At 65.2% G+C, this 14,667-nt stretch carries 11 protein-coding genes; 4 read left to right on the top strand and 7 right to left on the bottom strand.

Annotated elements, in window-relative coordinates; translation table 11 throughout:
• Positions 1-19 precede the first annotated feature (19 nt).
• The 3 genes from M2335_RS09535 to M2335_RS09525 form a co-directional block, all read right to left on the bottom strand.
• Entirely contained in the window at positions 20-391 is a 372-nt protein-coding gene (locus M2335_RS09535; RefSeq protein ID WP_264594521.1) for a hypothetical protein, read from the bottom strand.
• 23 nt (positions 392-414) lie between these two features.
• Positions 415-1,512 carry a redox-regulated ATPase YchF gene (gene ychF / locus M2335_RS09530; RefSeq protein WP_181559600.1) on the bottom strand — a complete coding sequence of 366 codons (1,098 nt, stop codon included), beginning with the start codon at positions 1,510-1,512 and terminating at the stop codon, positions 415-417.
• 150 nt (positions 1,513-1,662) lie between these two features.
• Positions 1,663-3,549, bottom strand: coding sequence for a PhoX family protein (locus M2335_RS09525; RefSeq protein WP_264594520.1), 1,887 nt, complete (start codon positions 3,547-3,549; stop codon positions 1,663-1,665).
• 837 nt (positions 3,550-4,386) lie between these two features.
• Here M2335_RS09525 and M2335_RS09520 point away from each other — a divergent pair.
• Complete coding sequence (locus M2335_RS09520; RefSeq protein ID WP_413716113.1) at positions 4,387-5,007, top strand: septal ring lytic transglycosylase RlpA family protein; 621 nt, start codon at positions 4,387-4,389, stop codon at positions 5,005-5,007.
• Between the two features lie 18 nt (positions 5,008-5,025).
• On the opposite strand, the gene pth is transcribed toward M2335_RS09520, so the two are convergent.
• The 4 genes from pth to M2335_RS09500 all read right to left on the bottom strand — a co-directional run bounded on the left by pth (position 5,026) and on the right by M2335_RS09500 (position 8,276).
• A complete protein-coding gene (pth, locus tag M2335_RS09515) occupies positions 5,026-5,595 on the bottom strand; it encodes an aminoacyl-tRNA hydrolase (protein ID WP_264594519.1) in 570 nt (189 codons plus the stop codon).
• 27 nt (positions 5,596-5,622) lie between these two features.
• A complete protein-coding gene (locus M2335_RS09510) occupies positions 5,623-6,246 on the bottom strand; it encodes a 50S ribosomal protein L25/general stress protein Ctc (RefSeq protein ID WP_264594518.1) in 624 nt (207 codons plus the stop codon).
• Positions 6,247-6,368: 122 nt separating this feature from the next.
• Positions 6,369-7,313 carry a TraB/GumN family protein gene (locus M2335_RS09505; RefSeq protein WP_264594517.1) on the bottom strand — a complete coding sequence of 315 codons (945 nt, stop codon included), beginning with the start codon at positions 7,311-7,313 and terminating at the stop codon, positions 6,369-6,371.
• Between the two features lie 27 nt (positions 7,314-7,340).
• On the bottom strand, positions 7,341-8,276 hold the full coding sequence (locus M2335_RS09500; RefSeq protein WP_264594516.1) for a TraB/GumN family protein: 936 nt from the start codon (positions 8,274-8,276) through the stop codon (positions 7,341-7,343).
• A gap of 171 nt (positions 8,277-8,447) precedes the next feature.
• Here M2335_RS09500 and M2335_RS09495 point away from each other — a divergent pair, with 171 nt between their 5' ends.
• The 3 genes from M2335_RS09495 (at position 8,448) to ppdK (ending at position 14,635) form a co-directional block, all read left to right on the top strand.
• Complete coding sequence (locus M2335_RS09495) at positions 8,448-9,341, top strand: glycine--tRNA ligase subunit alpha (RefSeq protein ID WP_264594515.1); 894 nt, start codon at positions 8,448-8,450, stop codon at positions 9,339-9,341.
• Between the two features lie 100 nt (positions 9,342-9,441).
• A complete protein-coding gene (gene glyS, locus M2335_RS09490) occupies positions 9,442-11,886 on the top strand; it encodes a glycine--tRNA ligase subunit beta (RefSeq protein WP_264594514.1) in 2,445 nt (814 codons plus the stop codon).
• A gap of 82 nt (positions 11,887-11,968) precedes the next feature.
• Positions 11,969-14,635, top strand: coding sequence for a pyruvate, phosphate dikinase (ppdK, locus tag M2335_RS09485; protein WP_264594513.1), 2,667 nt, complete (start codon positions 11,969-11,971; stop codon positions 14,633-14,635).
• Positions 14,636-14,667: the final 32 nt, after the last annotated feature.

Raw genomic sequence — 14,667 nt, 5'->3', positions numbered from 1 at the left:
GGCTGTGTGGGAAAAGCGTTCAGAGGACCTGTCGGGGAGGGGGCGTGTCGGGCGAACCCAGCCAGTCGGTCAGCCGGGCAGGGTTGGGGGACCAGTTCGCCTTGCCCGGCAGCAAGGACAGTCGATCGACCGGGCGATAGGTCCGGCTGTCGATCGGCGCTACGCAGCCAATGCAATCGTGATGTGCCACCGCCGGCTTGGACCCATCCGGCACGGACGGCGCATGGCCGCTATGGGCAGCGTGGTCGCCATGCGGCACGGCAGTCTCGGCGCTCGCTTGGTGCGCGACGCCCGTCCCCTCGCTCCCCGGCGCGCATGCGCTGGCCTGCATCGCCGGCAAGGCCAGCAGCAGCGTCAGCAGCGCGCAGAGGAGTCGGCGGGGGAACGACATGATGGCGAGGTTATCGCACCGATCTAGCTGTGAAGGAAGTGCATCACGTCGCCGTCCTGCACCACATAGGCCTTGCCTTCGGCGCGCAGCTTGCCGGCCTCACGCGCCTTCGCTTCGCCGCCGAGTGAGATGAAATCGTCGAAGGCGACGGTTTCGGCGCGGATGAAGCCCTTCTGGAAATCGCTGTGGATTTCGCCCGCCGCTTCCGGTGCGCTGGCGCCGCGATGGACCGTCCAGGCGCGCGCTTCCTTGGGGCCGACAGTGAAGAAGGTGATGAGGTGCAGCAGGTCGTAGCCGGCGCGGATCACGCGCGCCAGACCGGCTTCCTCCAGACCCATGGCCTCGAGGAATTCGGCGCGGTCCTCGATTGGCATCGTGACGAGATCGGCCTCGATCGCGGCGGAGACCACCACGGCTTGCGCGCCCTCGGCCTTGGCCTTCTCGAACACGCGGGCGCTGAAGGCATTGCCCTCGGCCGCGCTCTCTTCCTCGACATTGCACACATAGAGCACGGGCTTGGAGGTCAGTAGCTGCGCCTGCTGGAAGATGCGCGCTTCCTCCTCATCGTTGATCTCGACGAGCCGCGCCGGCTTGCCCTCACGCAGCAGATCGAGCGCACGGCCGAGCACGGCTGCGGCGATCTTGGCTTCCTTGTCGCCGCCGGTCGCCTTCTTGGCGAACGCCGGCACGCGCTTTTCGAGGCTTTCAAGGTCGGAGAGCATCAGCTCGGTCTCGACGGTCTCGGCATCGGCAATGGGGTCCACGCGGTTGTCGACATGCTGGATGTCGTCATTCTCGAAGCAGCGCAGCACATGCACGATCGCGTCGACTTCGCGGATGTTGCCGAGGAACTGGTTGCCCAAGCCCTCGCCCTTGGAGGCGCCGCGCACCAGGCCCGCGATATCCACAAAGGCCAGCTGGGTCGGAATGATCTTCTGGCTGCCGGCAATCGCCGCGAGCTTGTCGAGCCGCGCATCCGGCACCGAGACCTGGCCGACATTCGGCTCGATGGTGCAGAAGGGATAGTTGGCAGCCTGCGCGGCCTGCGTCTCGGTCAGCGCATTGAAGAGAGTCGACTTGCCGACATTGGGCAGGCCGACGATCCCGCATTTGAAACCCATGGAAATCTGTCCGTTCGATCTGGAAGCACGTGATGTGGCCCCTTAGCGCCGTGTCGCTGCCATGGCCAGCCGTCTCGACCGTAGCGCCCAACAAGAAACCGCCGCGCCGGGGTGGGCGCGGCGGTGATGCTGTGTCGGATCGTGAACCGATCAGGCGCCGACAGGCTTGCCGTCCGTCCGGGTGATGACGACGGTCGAGGAGCGCGGCTGCTCCCCGGCGATCGGCCAGTTGCCGGTCGGGTGCTGGATGTTCACGAAGAAGGTCTTGAGGTCCGGCGTATAGGCAAGGCCGGTGATCTCGCAGCCCGTCGGGCCGACGAGGAAGCGTTTGCTCTTCTTGCTCGTCTGGTCGATGTAGAACATCGCATTGTGCCCGACGACCTGCTCGATGGTGACGCCGCTCGCGCCCGATGTGCCCGGCACGCTATGGTCGGTCTGCACCCACAGGCGCCCCTGCGGATCGATGCGGATGCCATCCGGGCTGGAGAAGGTGTCGCCATTGATGTTGCCGACCAGATTGGTGCCGCCGGCTGCATAACCGGGGTCGCCGGCCAGCAGGAACAGTTCCCAGGTGAAGCCGGTCGCCAGCGGAGAATCGCCACTCTCGCGGAACTTGAGGATATGGCCGTGGCGGTTGGTGACGCGCGGGTTCGCCGCATCCGTCACCTTGCGGCCGCTGTTGTTGGTCAGCGTCACGAAGATCGCCTTGCCGTCCGGCGAAACCGTGATCCACTCCGGCCGATCCATCACGGTGCCACCAGCAACGCGCGCGGCCGAGGCGCAATTGATCAGCACGTCGGCCTGGCTGTTGAAGCTCACCGGCGTCGGCGCAGGGGCCGTCGTGAATTGGCTGACATCGCCCGGATCGGACGCATTGGCGACGAGGCCGTTCTGGCCCTGCACCAGCGCTTTCCACTCGCCCGAGCCGTCCGCATTGAACTTGGCGACATAGAGCGTGCCATAGTCGAGCAGGTTGCTGTTCGCCGCCCGGTTGGTGGTGCTGTAGGCCTGATCCGGCACGAACTTGTAGATGCAGCCCGGCGTCGAATCATCGCCCATGTAGAAGGCCACGCGGCGATCGCTGTTGGTGAGGTGCGCGACATTCTCGTGGCTGAACCGGCCCATGGCGGTCCGCTTAGTCGCCGGAGCCAGCTCCTGCAGCGGATCGATCTCGACCACCCAGCCATAATCCCGCTCGGGGCGCGTGGGGTCGAGATAATTGTCCGTCGTTTCCTCGCAGGTGAGGTAGGTGCCCCACGGCGTGCGGCCGCTCGAACAATTGTTGAGCATGCCCTTGATCGTGCCGGAGAGCAGCCCGGCGGCCGGCCCACCCGCGCGGTAATTGGAGTTGCCGGTATAGCGCTTGTTATATTGCGAGCCGGCCTTCACCGCCCAGCTGCCATCACTGCCCTTGGCGACTTCCACCACGCCGATGCCCACAGCCGAGAGGGCGAGCGCCTTCTGGTCCGCGGTGGCGGTAGCGGCATCGTAATTGCCGTTCATCAGAATGTTGAAATCGGGATATTCAAAGTTGATCGCCAGCAGGCCGCCCTTGTTGGGGTCGACGCCGGAGAGTTCGAAATATTCCATGCCGTCATGGTTGCCGCCGGCCCATTTCTCGGCCGTGGCAGGCGTCGGGAAGCTGCCGGCATAGCCGCTCACGCCGGCCTCGATCGCGTCGCCCGCCTTTAGCAGGACCTTCACGTCATAGCCCGCCGGCACCGTCACCTTGTCATCCTGGTTGGCGGCGACGGAGGTGAACTCGATGGCGTAGCTGACCGCCGGCGTGGGCGTGGGGGTCGGCGTCGGACTGGGTGTCGGCGTGGGATTGGGAATGGTCACCATCCCGTCCTTGTCCTCCCCGCAGGCCGAGAGCATCGCCGCGACCGGGAAGATCGACAGGCCGAACAGGCCGTTCTTGATGATCGTGCGGCGCGAGGGATTGGCCTCGACAATGGCTTCCAGACTGTTGGGATTGGCCTCGTCAGACATCGCGGTCCGGTAGGGCGCGCGGGCTTCGTCGGTAAGATGTGACATGTTTTCCCCTGATTTGGTTCCGCCACGGCTCGCGGAAGGTGCATTTGCCGCTCAGGCGGGGCCTGATCGCAGAGGCGCATGACATCATGATTGCGAGGCGATGGCACCGCCGTGAAGATTGCAAGTCAGTTCTGTGACTTAGGTGAGGTGAGGGATGGGGCGGAACGGGAGGCACAAAGCTCGGAGCTACAAAACTCGGTCATTCCCGCGCACGCCGGAACGACGCGGGGCTGGGCGGCTTGGATAAATTCAGGGGCATGCGACGTCCGGTTTCAGACACAGCCCAGGAGGTCTGTACGGCTGACTTGGCGTAGAAAGCGGCCGTTGCAACAAGGCCCAACTCCTATAGTCTGTAGGCGTGGAAATGGACGAGCTACGCAGCCGCTTAGCGGCCATTCTGGCTGTCGAACAACGAGAGCCAACAGATTGGCTTGAGGTGGATCGGCTAGCAAGCGAGCTTCAGCAGGAACTGCCAATCGACGCGACGCCGGAGGCCGTTCACCACTATCTTAATGATGCTGACATTCGATCCCGCGACGGCGCATACGGGGCGCGTCAAAGGCAAGCAGTGCAACGGTATGTCGACTTGGGAGATTATGACGATGGCACCCTCATCCCGTGGTCGGGATGCGGTCTGGTCCTCTTGGCTGGCGCGTGCGTCGTGAAGTGGCTGCTGCTATAGTGAGCGAATTTCGGCAATGTTGTCGTGTCGGGAATATCTGCATCGCGACGACAATGCAGGATAGCCGACATTACCGGAAGCAGCCAGCTTGTGCCCGCACCCTAGCTGACGACTCATCTCTTCACCGTGGCGGCCCAGTGGGTTAGGGGAAGGCAATGCTTGCGATCCGCTCTTCCATGCCGCGCGCCTTGCCGGGGCGTTCTCTCTGGCTCGCGTTGCTTGTCGTGCCGGCCCTCGCCGGGTGCGCCGGCAGCACCAAGTTCCGTCCGGTCAGCGATACGCCGGTGCGCATTGGCCCGCCTTATGTGGTGCGGGGCGTCACCTACACGCCGACCGATGATCGCACGCTGGACATGCTGGGCGATGCGAGCTGGTACGGCGGCGAGTCCGGCAATCAGACCGCCAATGGCGAGCGCTTTGCAAAGCACGGTATTTCCGCCGCGCACACCACCTTGCCGCTGCCCAGCTATGTCGAGGTGACGGCGCTGGATACAGGGCGGACGATCCTGGTGCGCGTCAACGATCGCGGGCCGTTCGCCCGGAACCGGATCATCGATCTCTCGCAAGGGGCGGCAGAACTGCTCGGGATCAGGCAGCAGGGCACGGTGCAGGTGCGGGTGCGCCGGGTCGAGCCGCCCGAGGCCGATCGGGCGCGGCTGCGGGCGGGAAAACCGGCCATGGCCCGGCCGGACGTGCCGCAACAGACGCTGGCGCCTTGGCGTGCCCGTCTCGCGGCCTATCGCGCCGCGCAGGCGCAGAATGGCGGCAGCCGGTAACGGCGCCCGCGCCCGCTGTCAGTCCTGCAGGCGGCGCGCGACCTCGTTCATGAAGCGCACATCGTCGCCCGCAGCCAGCCATTCCGCCTCGCGCGACATGGCGCCGAGCAGGTCGGCCAGCGGATCGATCTCGATCTTGGCATAATTGCCGAGCACATGGCCGGTCACGCGGTCCTTGTCGCCGGGATGGCCGATGCCGATGCGCACGCGGCGAAAGTCCTTGTCCAGATGCGCGTCGGTCGAGCGCAGGCCGTTGTGGCCGGCAGTGCCGCCGCCGCGCTTCACCTTCATCTTCATCGGGGCAAGGTCGAGCTCGTCGTGGAAGACGGTCACGTCCTCGACACCGAGCTTGTAGAAATCACAGGCAGCACGGATCGATTGGCCGCTTTTATTCATGAATGTCTGGGGTTTGAGCAGCAGCACCTTGTGCGGGCCGATGCGGCCTTCGGAAACGAGGCCCTGAAACTGCTTCTTCCACGGCGAAAAGCCGTAGTCTGCGGCAATGACGTCCAGCGCCATGAAGCCGACATTGTGGCGGTGGAGCGCATATTGCGATCCGGGATTGCCGAGGCCAACCCAGAGTTGCACAGATGCGCTCCCCCCGCGCGGAGAGGCTTACGCCTCGCCGGCCTCTTCGCCGTCCTTCGTCGTGTCGCCTTCGCTCGACTTGAGCGCGGACGGTGCAACGATGGTGGCAATGGTGAAATCGCGATCGGTGATCGCCGGCTCGGCGCCCTTGGGCAGCTTCACCGCGCTGATGTGGATCGAATCGCCCACATCGAAGCCGGTGAGGTCAACCGTGATGCTGTCCGGAATCTCGGCGGCGTCCACGATCATTTCCAGCTCGTGACGGACGACGTTGAGCACGCCACCGCGCTTGAGACCGGGAGCGGCCTCTTCGTTCTCGAACACCACGGGCACATTCACATGCACCTGGGCGTGTTCGGAAACACGCAGGAAGTCGGCATGGAGCGGACGATCCGTAACCGGATGGAACGCCACGTCCTTGGGGAGCGTGCGGACCTTCTTGCCGCCCACTTCGACCATGACGACCGAATTGAAGAAATGGCCCGTGCCGAGCAGCTTGTTGACGATCTTTTCCTCAACGTGAATCGACTGCGGCTCTTCATTATTGCCATAAATGACGGCGGGAACGCGGCCCTCACGGCGGAGAGCGCGGGAGGCTCCCTTGCCTGCCCGATCGCGTGCCTCGGCCGACAGCGTAAGCGTATCGCTCATGTGCGTGTCTCCAGAAGCTTAGTGCTAGAATCTCCGCCACGCCTCCAGGGATGACCATGACGGAAGCCGGGGCGCTTAGCGGCAAATTGCGGGGAAAGCAAGCGAAGCGACCGAGCGCGCGTTCATTGCACCCGATCGATGCGCCATCCGCGCGCGGCAAGGCGGGCCTGCAGGCTGGCATCGCCGACCAGATGCCCGGCGCCGACCGCGACGAAAGCGGTGCCGGGTTGGGCCGTCATGGCCGCATCGAGATGCCGCGCCCAGCGCTCATTGCGCCCGTCGATCAGTCTTGCGCGCAGAGCCGGCGCGCGCGCGAACGGGGCGATGAACTCGCGCTCCAGCCGGGCCACATCGCCCCCCGCCCAGGCGGTGAACAGGCTGCGGTAGAGGGCAGGGGCCTGCGCCGCATCGGTAAGGGACTGGCTGAGTAGCAGCCGTTGCTCGCTCTCCGGCATCCTGTCGAACAGGCCCAGCTGCTGGTCGATGGTCTCCAGCCCCAGAACCGGCCGGGAGGCCTTGTTGAAGCGCTGCTCCAGCACTGCTTCGCCCGCCTCCGCGGCGGTGAGCGAGAGGCCGGAGGCGGCCGCAGCGTTGAGGAGCAGCGCGGCGGCCCAGCTCTCATAGCTGTCCAGCTGATCGAGCGCCGCGCCGTGGTTCGCCTGCAGCGCCCGATAGCGCTCGGCATCCTCAGGCGAGAGGCGCGCGGCGATGGGCGGCAGGCCGGCGCGCCGCCCCAGCCGCTCGAACACCGCCCGGCTCTTGCGCTCACCTTCAAGCCCGGTGACCTCCAGATACAAGCGGTCGCTTTCGTCGGCCGCCTTGGCGATGGCCGGCGAGAGCCAGGCCTCGCCGCGCGGCACGGCATGGATGGTGCCGAACAGCCAGAGCCGCGCCTCGCCCTTGCTGGCCTGCCACAGCGCCGGGCGCGCCGTGACGGTGGCGGGATCGGGCTGCGTCGGCGCGCCGATCCGCCAGCCCAGCCACAGCAGGGCCGCCAGTGAGGCCAGCGCGAGCAGCAGCAGCGGCGCTAGGCGGCGCTTGTTCAAGGCTGGGTGCGGCGCACTCATCGATCAGCCCTTATGCTGCCCCGTCCATCACCGGGGCCATTTCACCCGCTTGGCGAACAGACCGTGCTTTTCCAGCATCGCCTGCACGCTCTTGTCTCCCGACAGATGACCCGCGCCCACCGCCATGAAGACCGTGCCGGGCTGCTTCATCCGCGCGGCGATCCACTCGGCCCAGCGGGCATTGCGGTCGGTGAGCAGGATGCGCTCGATCTCTTCGCTGCTCTCGGTCGTCTCGTTCATCAGCGCCGCGAGCCGCTCTTCGTCGCCAGCGCTCCACGCGGCGACCATGCCGTCGATGGTTTCGGCCAGCGTCGGCAGCTCCGCCAGCGTCTCCTTGAGCAGCGTCAGTTGCACGCCCTCGGCCATCTGGTCGAAAAAGCCGATCTGCTCGCTGGAGGTCTCCAGCCCGACCAGCGCCTTGCCCGCGTTGACCGCCGCAGTCTTCACGGCCTTGTCGACGCCGCTTTCCGGCGAATAGCCGAGGGCATCCAGGGGCAGCACGGTCAGGGTCGTGGCCGCGAACCAGGGCTTCACATGGTCGAACAGCAGGGTCGAGACGCCATATTTCTCCAGCGCGGCGAAATAAGCGGTGCGGGTCGCCTCATCGAGCTTGTTGGAGAGCGGCAGGCCCGGCGCCACCGCCCGCTGCATGATTGCCTCCCGCGTGGCGCCCTGATCCTGATCGATGACCTCCAGCACGACGGTATCCGCCTTGTCGAACGCCTTGCGCACCGGTCCCTCGAACCAGCTGATGCCGGGCTTGAGCAGGTGGATGGTGCCGAAGAGGTAGATCGTCGTATCCCTGTCCCGCACTACCCACAGGGCGGGGCGCGCGTGAATGGTGGGCGCCTCCGCAGCGGCTGCCGGTGTGGCCGGCGCCTTGGGTTGCTGGGCGAGCGCGGGGCCGGCGAGGGCCGGGGGCAGCAGCAGCGCCCAACCGAGGATCAATGTTTTCCAGTTCATGCACGCGCTCCTCAAATCACCGCCTGCATTGGGCAAGTTGGCGCGCGGACGCAACCCCGCCCGGCGGCCTGCTACCGCGCGGCTTGACCGCGTTAGCCCCATGGGCCAAAGCGCGCGCGTTCAGACGGGCGGCGAACAGCCGCTCAAGCTTAGACGTGAAACGGTTGAACCATGCAGGATAAGGCCTCCAAACCGCTGAGCTTTCAGCAACTCATCCTGACGCTGCATGACTATTGGGCAGCGCAGGGGTGCGTGATCCTCCAGCCCTTCGACATGCGGGTCGGGGCGGGCACCTTCCACCCCGCGACCACGCTGCGCAGCCTGGGGCCGAACCCGTGGAACTGCGCCTATGTGCAGCCCTCGCGCCGGCCGACGGACGGCCGCTATGGCGAGAACCCCAACCGGCTGCAGCATTATTACCAATATCAGGTGATCATGAAGCCGAGCCCGCCGGATCTACAGGATCTGTATCTTGGCTCGCTCAAGGCGATCGGCATCGATCCGCTGCTGCACGACATCCGCTTCGTCGAGGACGATTGGGAGAGCCCGACGCTCGGTGCCTGGGGCCTGGGCTGGGAAGTCTGGTGCGATGGCATGGAGGTGACGCAGTTCACCTATTTCCAGCAGATGGGCGGCTTCGACTGCAAGCCGGTGGCGGGCGAGCTCACCTACGGGCTTGAGCGCCTCGCCATGTATATCCAGGGCGTCGACAGCGTGTACGACCTTGTGTTCAACGAGGCCGTGGGGGACCGGCCCGCCGTCACTTATGGCGACGTGTTCCTCGAAAATGAGCGCCAGCTCTCCAAGTGGAACTTCGAGGTGGCGGATACGGACAAGCTGTTCCGCTGGTTCAAGGATTGCGAGGAAGAGTGCAAGGCGAGCATCGCGGCCGGCGTTCCCCTCGCGGCCTATGAGCAGGCCATTGAGGCGAGCCATGTCTTCAATCTGCTGCAGGCGCGCGGCGTGATCAGCGTGCAGGAGCGCGCCAGCTACATGGGCCGCGTGCGCGATCTCGCCAAGGGAAGCTGCGAGGCCTGGATGACGCATAACGGGTGGTCGGAATGATGTTGACCAGAACTAAGCCCCCGTTCGGTTCGAGCGAAGTCGAGAACCGTTTTGGGCTGCGTGAGCGTGTCTCGACTTCGCTCGACACGAACGGAGAGCGATGATGAGCGCTGACTTCCTTCTCGAGCTGCGCTGCGAGGAAATCCCGGCGCGCATGCAGGCCAAGGCCAGCGAGGATTTCGCCCGGCTGTTCAGCGACGCACTGGCACAGGCTGGTCTCAAGCCCGAGGGCCTGACCGTCCATGTAACGCCCCGCCGCCTCGCGCTCATCGCGCGCAGCCTGCCGCTCTCGACGCAGGCCGTGAGCGAGGAATTCAAAGGCCCGCGCACCTCGGCCCCGCCGCAGGCGCTGGAGGGCTTCCTGCGCAAGACCGGCCTGACGCAGGACCAGCTTGAGGATCGCGACGGCGTGTGGTTCGCCACGGTCGAGAAGCCCGGCCGCGCGACTGCCGATGTGCTGGCCGAGGCGATCCCGCAGGTGGTGCGCGCCTTCCCCTGGCCCAAGTCGATGCGCTGGGGCGATGCCAGCCTCTCCACCGAGAGCCTGCGCTGGGTCCGTCCGCTGCAGGGCATCATCGCGCTGCTCGGCAATGATGTGGTGCCCTTCGCCATCGAGGGGATCGCAACCGGGCGGGCGACGCGCGGCCACCGCTTCCATTCCAGCGGCGAGATCACCATCGAGAGCGCCGCAACCTATGCCGATCAATTGCGTGCGGCCTATGTCATCGTCGATCAGGAGGAGCGCAAGGCGATCATCGACCGGCGCGCCAACGAACTGGCGACGCAGGCCGGTCTGGAGCTGATCCCCGATGCCGGCCTCGGCGCCGAGAATGCCGGGCTGACAGAATGGCCGGTGCCGCTGCTCGGCCGCTTCGATGCCGCGTTTCTGGAGGTGCCGCCCGAGGTCATCCAGCTCACGCTGCGCATCAACCAGAAATATTTCGTGCTGCGGGATAGTGCTGGCAAGCTCGCCAATGCCTTCATCTGCACGGCGAATATCGAGGCGATTGATGGCGGCACGGCGATTGTCGAAGGCAATGGCAAGGTGCTCGCCGCGCGCCTCTCCGATGCCCGCTTCTTCTGGGAGCAGGACAAGAAGACGAAGCTTGAGGATCACGCGAAGAAGCTGTCGCGCATCACCTTCCACGAGAAGCTGGGCACCGTTGCCGACAAGGTGGAGCGGGTCGCGAAGCTCGCCCGCTGGCTGGTGGAATCGGGTGTCGTTGGTGCCGATAACCAACCCCGTGTTCCTGCGAAGGCAGGAAGCCAAGGCGATGTCGCCCAAGCTGGCCCGGGGCTCCTGCCTTCGCAGGAGCACAGCAAAGCGCAACTGGCCGACCTCGCCGAACAGGCCGCCCGCCTGTGCAAGGCCGATCTCGTCACCGAAATGGTCGGCGAGTTCCCCGAGTTGCAGGGCCTGATGGGCGGCTATTACGCCCGCGCCGAAGGTCTGCCGGATGCCGTCGCCGATGCCATCCGCGATCACTACAAGCCGGTCGGGCAGGGGGATGAGGTTCCGACTGCGCCAGTGACGGTGGCGGTGTCGCTGGCGGATAAGCTGGATAATATTACTGGATTTTTCGTTATTGATCAGCAACCCAGCGGATCACGTGACCCTTACGCACTACGCCGCGCTGCAATTGCGGCCTCATTGGTAGTGACAGCAAATGGTCTCCGTATTCGGCTATTAAATGCCTTCGCTAACTCTATTCTTGGCTATGCCGAAACCGCAACAAATTGGGCCGGTCGCCTTCTTCCTGAACTTCGCGAGGAAACGATCAAGCTCGAGCGATGGACCGCACTTCGAGAGTATGCGACCCAGCAGAGTTATTTTGAAGCCTTCCCTCCTAAGCCTGAGCTTAAAACAGACGTGTTGCGTCCGGCCTTTGAACTGAAATCTGCGCTTAGTTATTCTTCTCCCCAAGCGATGTATGAGAAGATTCTCTCGATCGTTACCTTTGTTGCCGACCGCCTCAAGGTCCAGCAGCGGGAAGCCGGCGTCCGCCACGATCTCATCGACGCCGTGTTCGCGCTCGGTAGCGAGGACGATATCGTTCGCTTGCTCGCCCGCGTCCATGCGCTCCAATCCTTCGTCAGCACCGAGGACGGCAAGAACCTCCTCGCCGGCTACAAGCGCGCAGCCAATATCCTCAAGAAGGAACAGCCCGAGGGCGGCAAGCCGCAGAGCCAGCTTGGCGAGGAAGACCCCGGCGAAGCGCTGACCGATCCGGAAATGGCCGATGCCATGCGCGCCCACGAGGCGCAGTTTGCGGCTGAGCCGGGTTACGCGCTGGAGCCGGCCGAGGCTGTGCTGGTCAATGCGCTGGACGAGGCGGAGCCGCGCGCCCAGGCCGCGATCGAGGCGGAGGATTTTGAAAGCGCCATGGCCGCGCTGGCCACACTTCGCGCGCCGATCGATGCGTTCTTCGAGACGGTGACGGTGAACGATGCCGATCCGGTCAAGCGCCAATCACGGTTAAGTCTGTTGACCCGTATTCGCGCTGCGGTGCACAAAGTTGCCGACTTCTCGAAAATCGAAGGTTAGGTTCGCGAGCAATAATCGCGCGTCGGCGGCGAGACCATAACGGCTGCTTGCGCGCGCATTCCAATGCAGGTGGAGTGTCTGAATGACGAAATATGTGTACCGTTTCGGTGGTGGCGTCGATGATGGCGGCAAGGGCGACAAGAACCTGCTTGGCGGCAAGGGCGCCAATCTGGATGGCATGGCCGCCATCGGCCTGCCGGTGCCGCCGGGCTTCACCATCACCACCGAGATGTGCACGCGCTATTATGAGGATGGCGAGACCTATCCCGAGAGCCTGAATGCGGAAGTCGCGGGCGGCATCGCGCATATCGAGGGCGTGACCGGCAAGCGCTTTGGCGACAAGGCCGATCCGCTGCTCGTCTCCGTCCGCTCCGGTGCCCGCGTCTCGATGCCGGGCATGATGGACACCGTGCTCAACCTCGGCCTCAACGACGAAACCGTGGAAGGCCTCGCCACCGTCTCCGGCGACGCGCGCTTCGCGTGGGACAGCTATCGCCGCTTCATCCAGATGTATTCGGACGTCGTGCTCGGCCTCGATCACGGCAAGTTCGAGGAAGCGCTGGAGATCGCCAAGGAAGACAAGGGCGCCTTCCTCGATACCGAGCTGAGCGCGCAGGACTGGCAGGCGCTGGTCGCCGAATATAAGGCGCTGGTGCAGCAGCTTTGGGGCAAGCCTTTCCCGCAGGATGTGCATGAGCAGCTCTGGGGTGCCGTGGGCGCCGTGTTCGGCAGCTGGCAGGCTGATCGCGCCAAGGTCTATCGCCGCCTCAACAATATTCCGGGCGACTGGGGCACGGCCGTCAACGTGCAGGCCATGGTGTTCGGCAATATGGGCGAAACGTCCGCCACCGGCGTCGCCTTCACCCGCGATCCCGCGACCGGTGAGAACGCTTATTATGGCGAATATCTGATCAATGCGCAGGGTGAGGATGTCGTCGCCGGCATCCGCACGCCGCAATATCTGACCAAGGCCGCGCGCGAGCGGGCCGGAGCCAAACCGCTGAGCATGGAGGAGTCCATGCCGGAGACCTATGCCGAGCTGGCCAAGGTCTTCCAGATTCTCGAGACGCATTATCGCGACATGCAGGATATCGAGTTCACCGTGCAGCAGGGCAAGCTGTGGATGCTGCAGACCCGATCGGGCAAGCGCACCGCCAAGGCTGCGCTCAAGATCGCGGTGGACATGGCCCATGAAGGCCTGATCAGCAATGAGGAAGCCGTGGCGCGCGTCGATGCCGCCGCGCTCGACCAGCTGCTGCACCCGACGCTTGATCCGCAGGCGCCGCGCGATGTGCTGACCAAGGGCCTGCCGGCTTCGCCGGGCGCGGCCTCCGGTCAGGTGGTGTTCGATGCCGAGACCGCCGAGCGGCTCAATGAGCTGGGAGAGGCGGTGATCCTCGTGCGCATCGAGACCAGCCCCGAGGACATTCACGGCATGCACGCCGCCAAGGGCATCCTCACCGCGCGCGGTGGCATGACCAGCCACGCCGCCGTGGTGGCGCGCGGCATGGGGCGGCCTTGTGTGTCCGGCGCAGGCAGCATCTCCATCGACACCGCCGGCAAGCTGATGCGGATCGGCGACCGTCTGCTCAAGGAGCGCGAGATCATCACCATCGACGGCGCGACCGGCGAAGTGATGGCCGGCGAAGTGCCGACCGTGCAGCCCGAGCTGGCCGGCGATTTCGGCACGCTGATGGAATGGGCCGATCAGGTCCGCCGCCTCAAGGTGCGCGCCAATGCCGAGACGCCGCTCGATTGCCGCACCGCGCGCGAGTTCGGCGCGGAGGGCGTGGGCCTGTGCCGCACCGAGCATATGTTCTTCGATGCCGCGCGGATCACCGCCGTGCGCCAGATGATCCTCGCCGAGACCGAGGCAGGCCGTCGCGAGGCGCTGGCCAAGCTGCTCCCCGAGCAGCGCGCCGACTTCACGGAGATCTTCACCGAGATGGCCGGCCTGCCGGTCACGATTCGCCTGCTCGATCCGCCGCTGCACGAGTTCCTGCCGCATGAGGATGTCGATTTCGCCGATGTGGCCGAGGCTGCCGGGGTGAGCGTCGATCTGCTCAAGCGTCGCGCGGCTGAACTGCACGAGTTCAACCCGATGCTCGGCCATCGCGGCTGTCGTCTGGGCGTCACCTATCCCGAGATCTACGAGATGCAGGCCCGCGCCATCTTCGAGGCGGCGCTGGATGTCGCCAAGGCCAGCGGTGACGCGCCGATCCCCGAGGTCATGATTCCCCTCGTCGCCACCAAGCGCGAGCTGGAGCTGATGAAGGACATCGTCGACAAGACCGCCAAGGCCGTGTTCGCCGAGCGCGGTGCCTCGGTCGAGTATCTGGTCGGCACCATGATTGAACTGCCGCGCGCCGCGCTCAAGGCCGGCGAGATTGCCGAGGCCGGCGAGTTCTTCTCCTTCGGCACCAACGATCTGACGCAGACGACCATCGGCATCAGCCGGGATGACGCCGGGCGGTTCCTCACCCAATATGTCGACAAGGGCATCTTCGCCCGCGATCCGTTCGTGAGTCTCGATGTCGAGGGCGTGGGTGAGCTGATCGAGATCGCGGTGGAGCGGGGCAGGGCGACGCGCCCGGCCATCAAGCTCGGCATTTGCGGCGAGCATGGCGGCGATCCGGCCTCCATCGCCTTCTGCGAAAAGGCGGGCCTCGATTATGTCAGCGCCTCGCCCTACCGGGTGCCGATCGCCCGTCTGGCGGCCGCGCAGGCAGCGCTCGCCGCGCGCGGTTGAAAGGACAAAAAGAATGCAAAAAAGGGGGTTGC

Source organism: Sphingobium sp. B12D2B, assembly GCF_025961775.1.
GTDB lineage: Bacteria > Pseudomonadota > Alphaproteobacteria > Sphingomonadales > Sphingomonadaceae > Sphingobium.
Note: the sequence above shows the minus strand (reverse complement) of the source record. Positions and strands in the feature narration are given on the sequence as shown.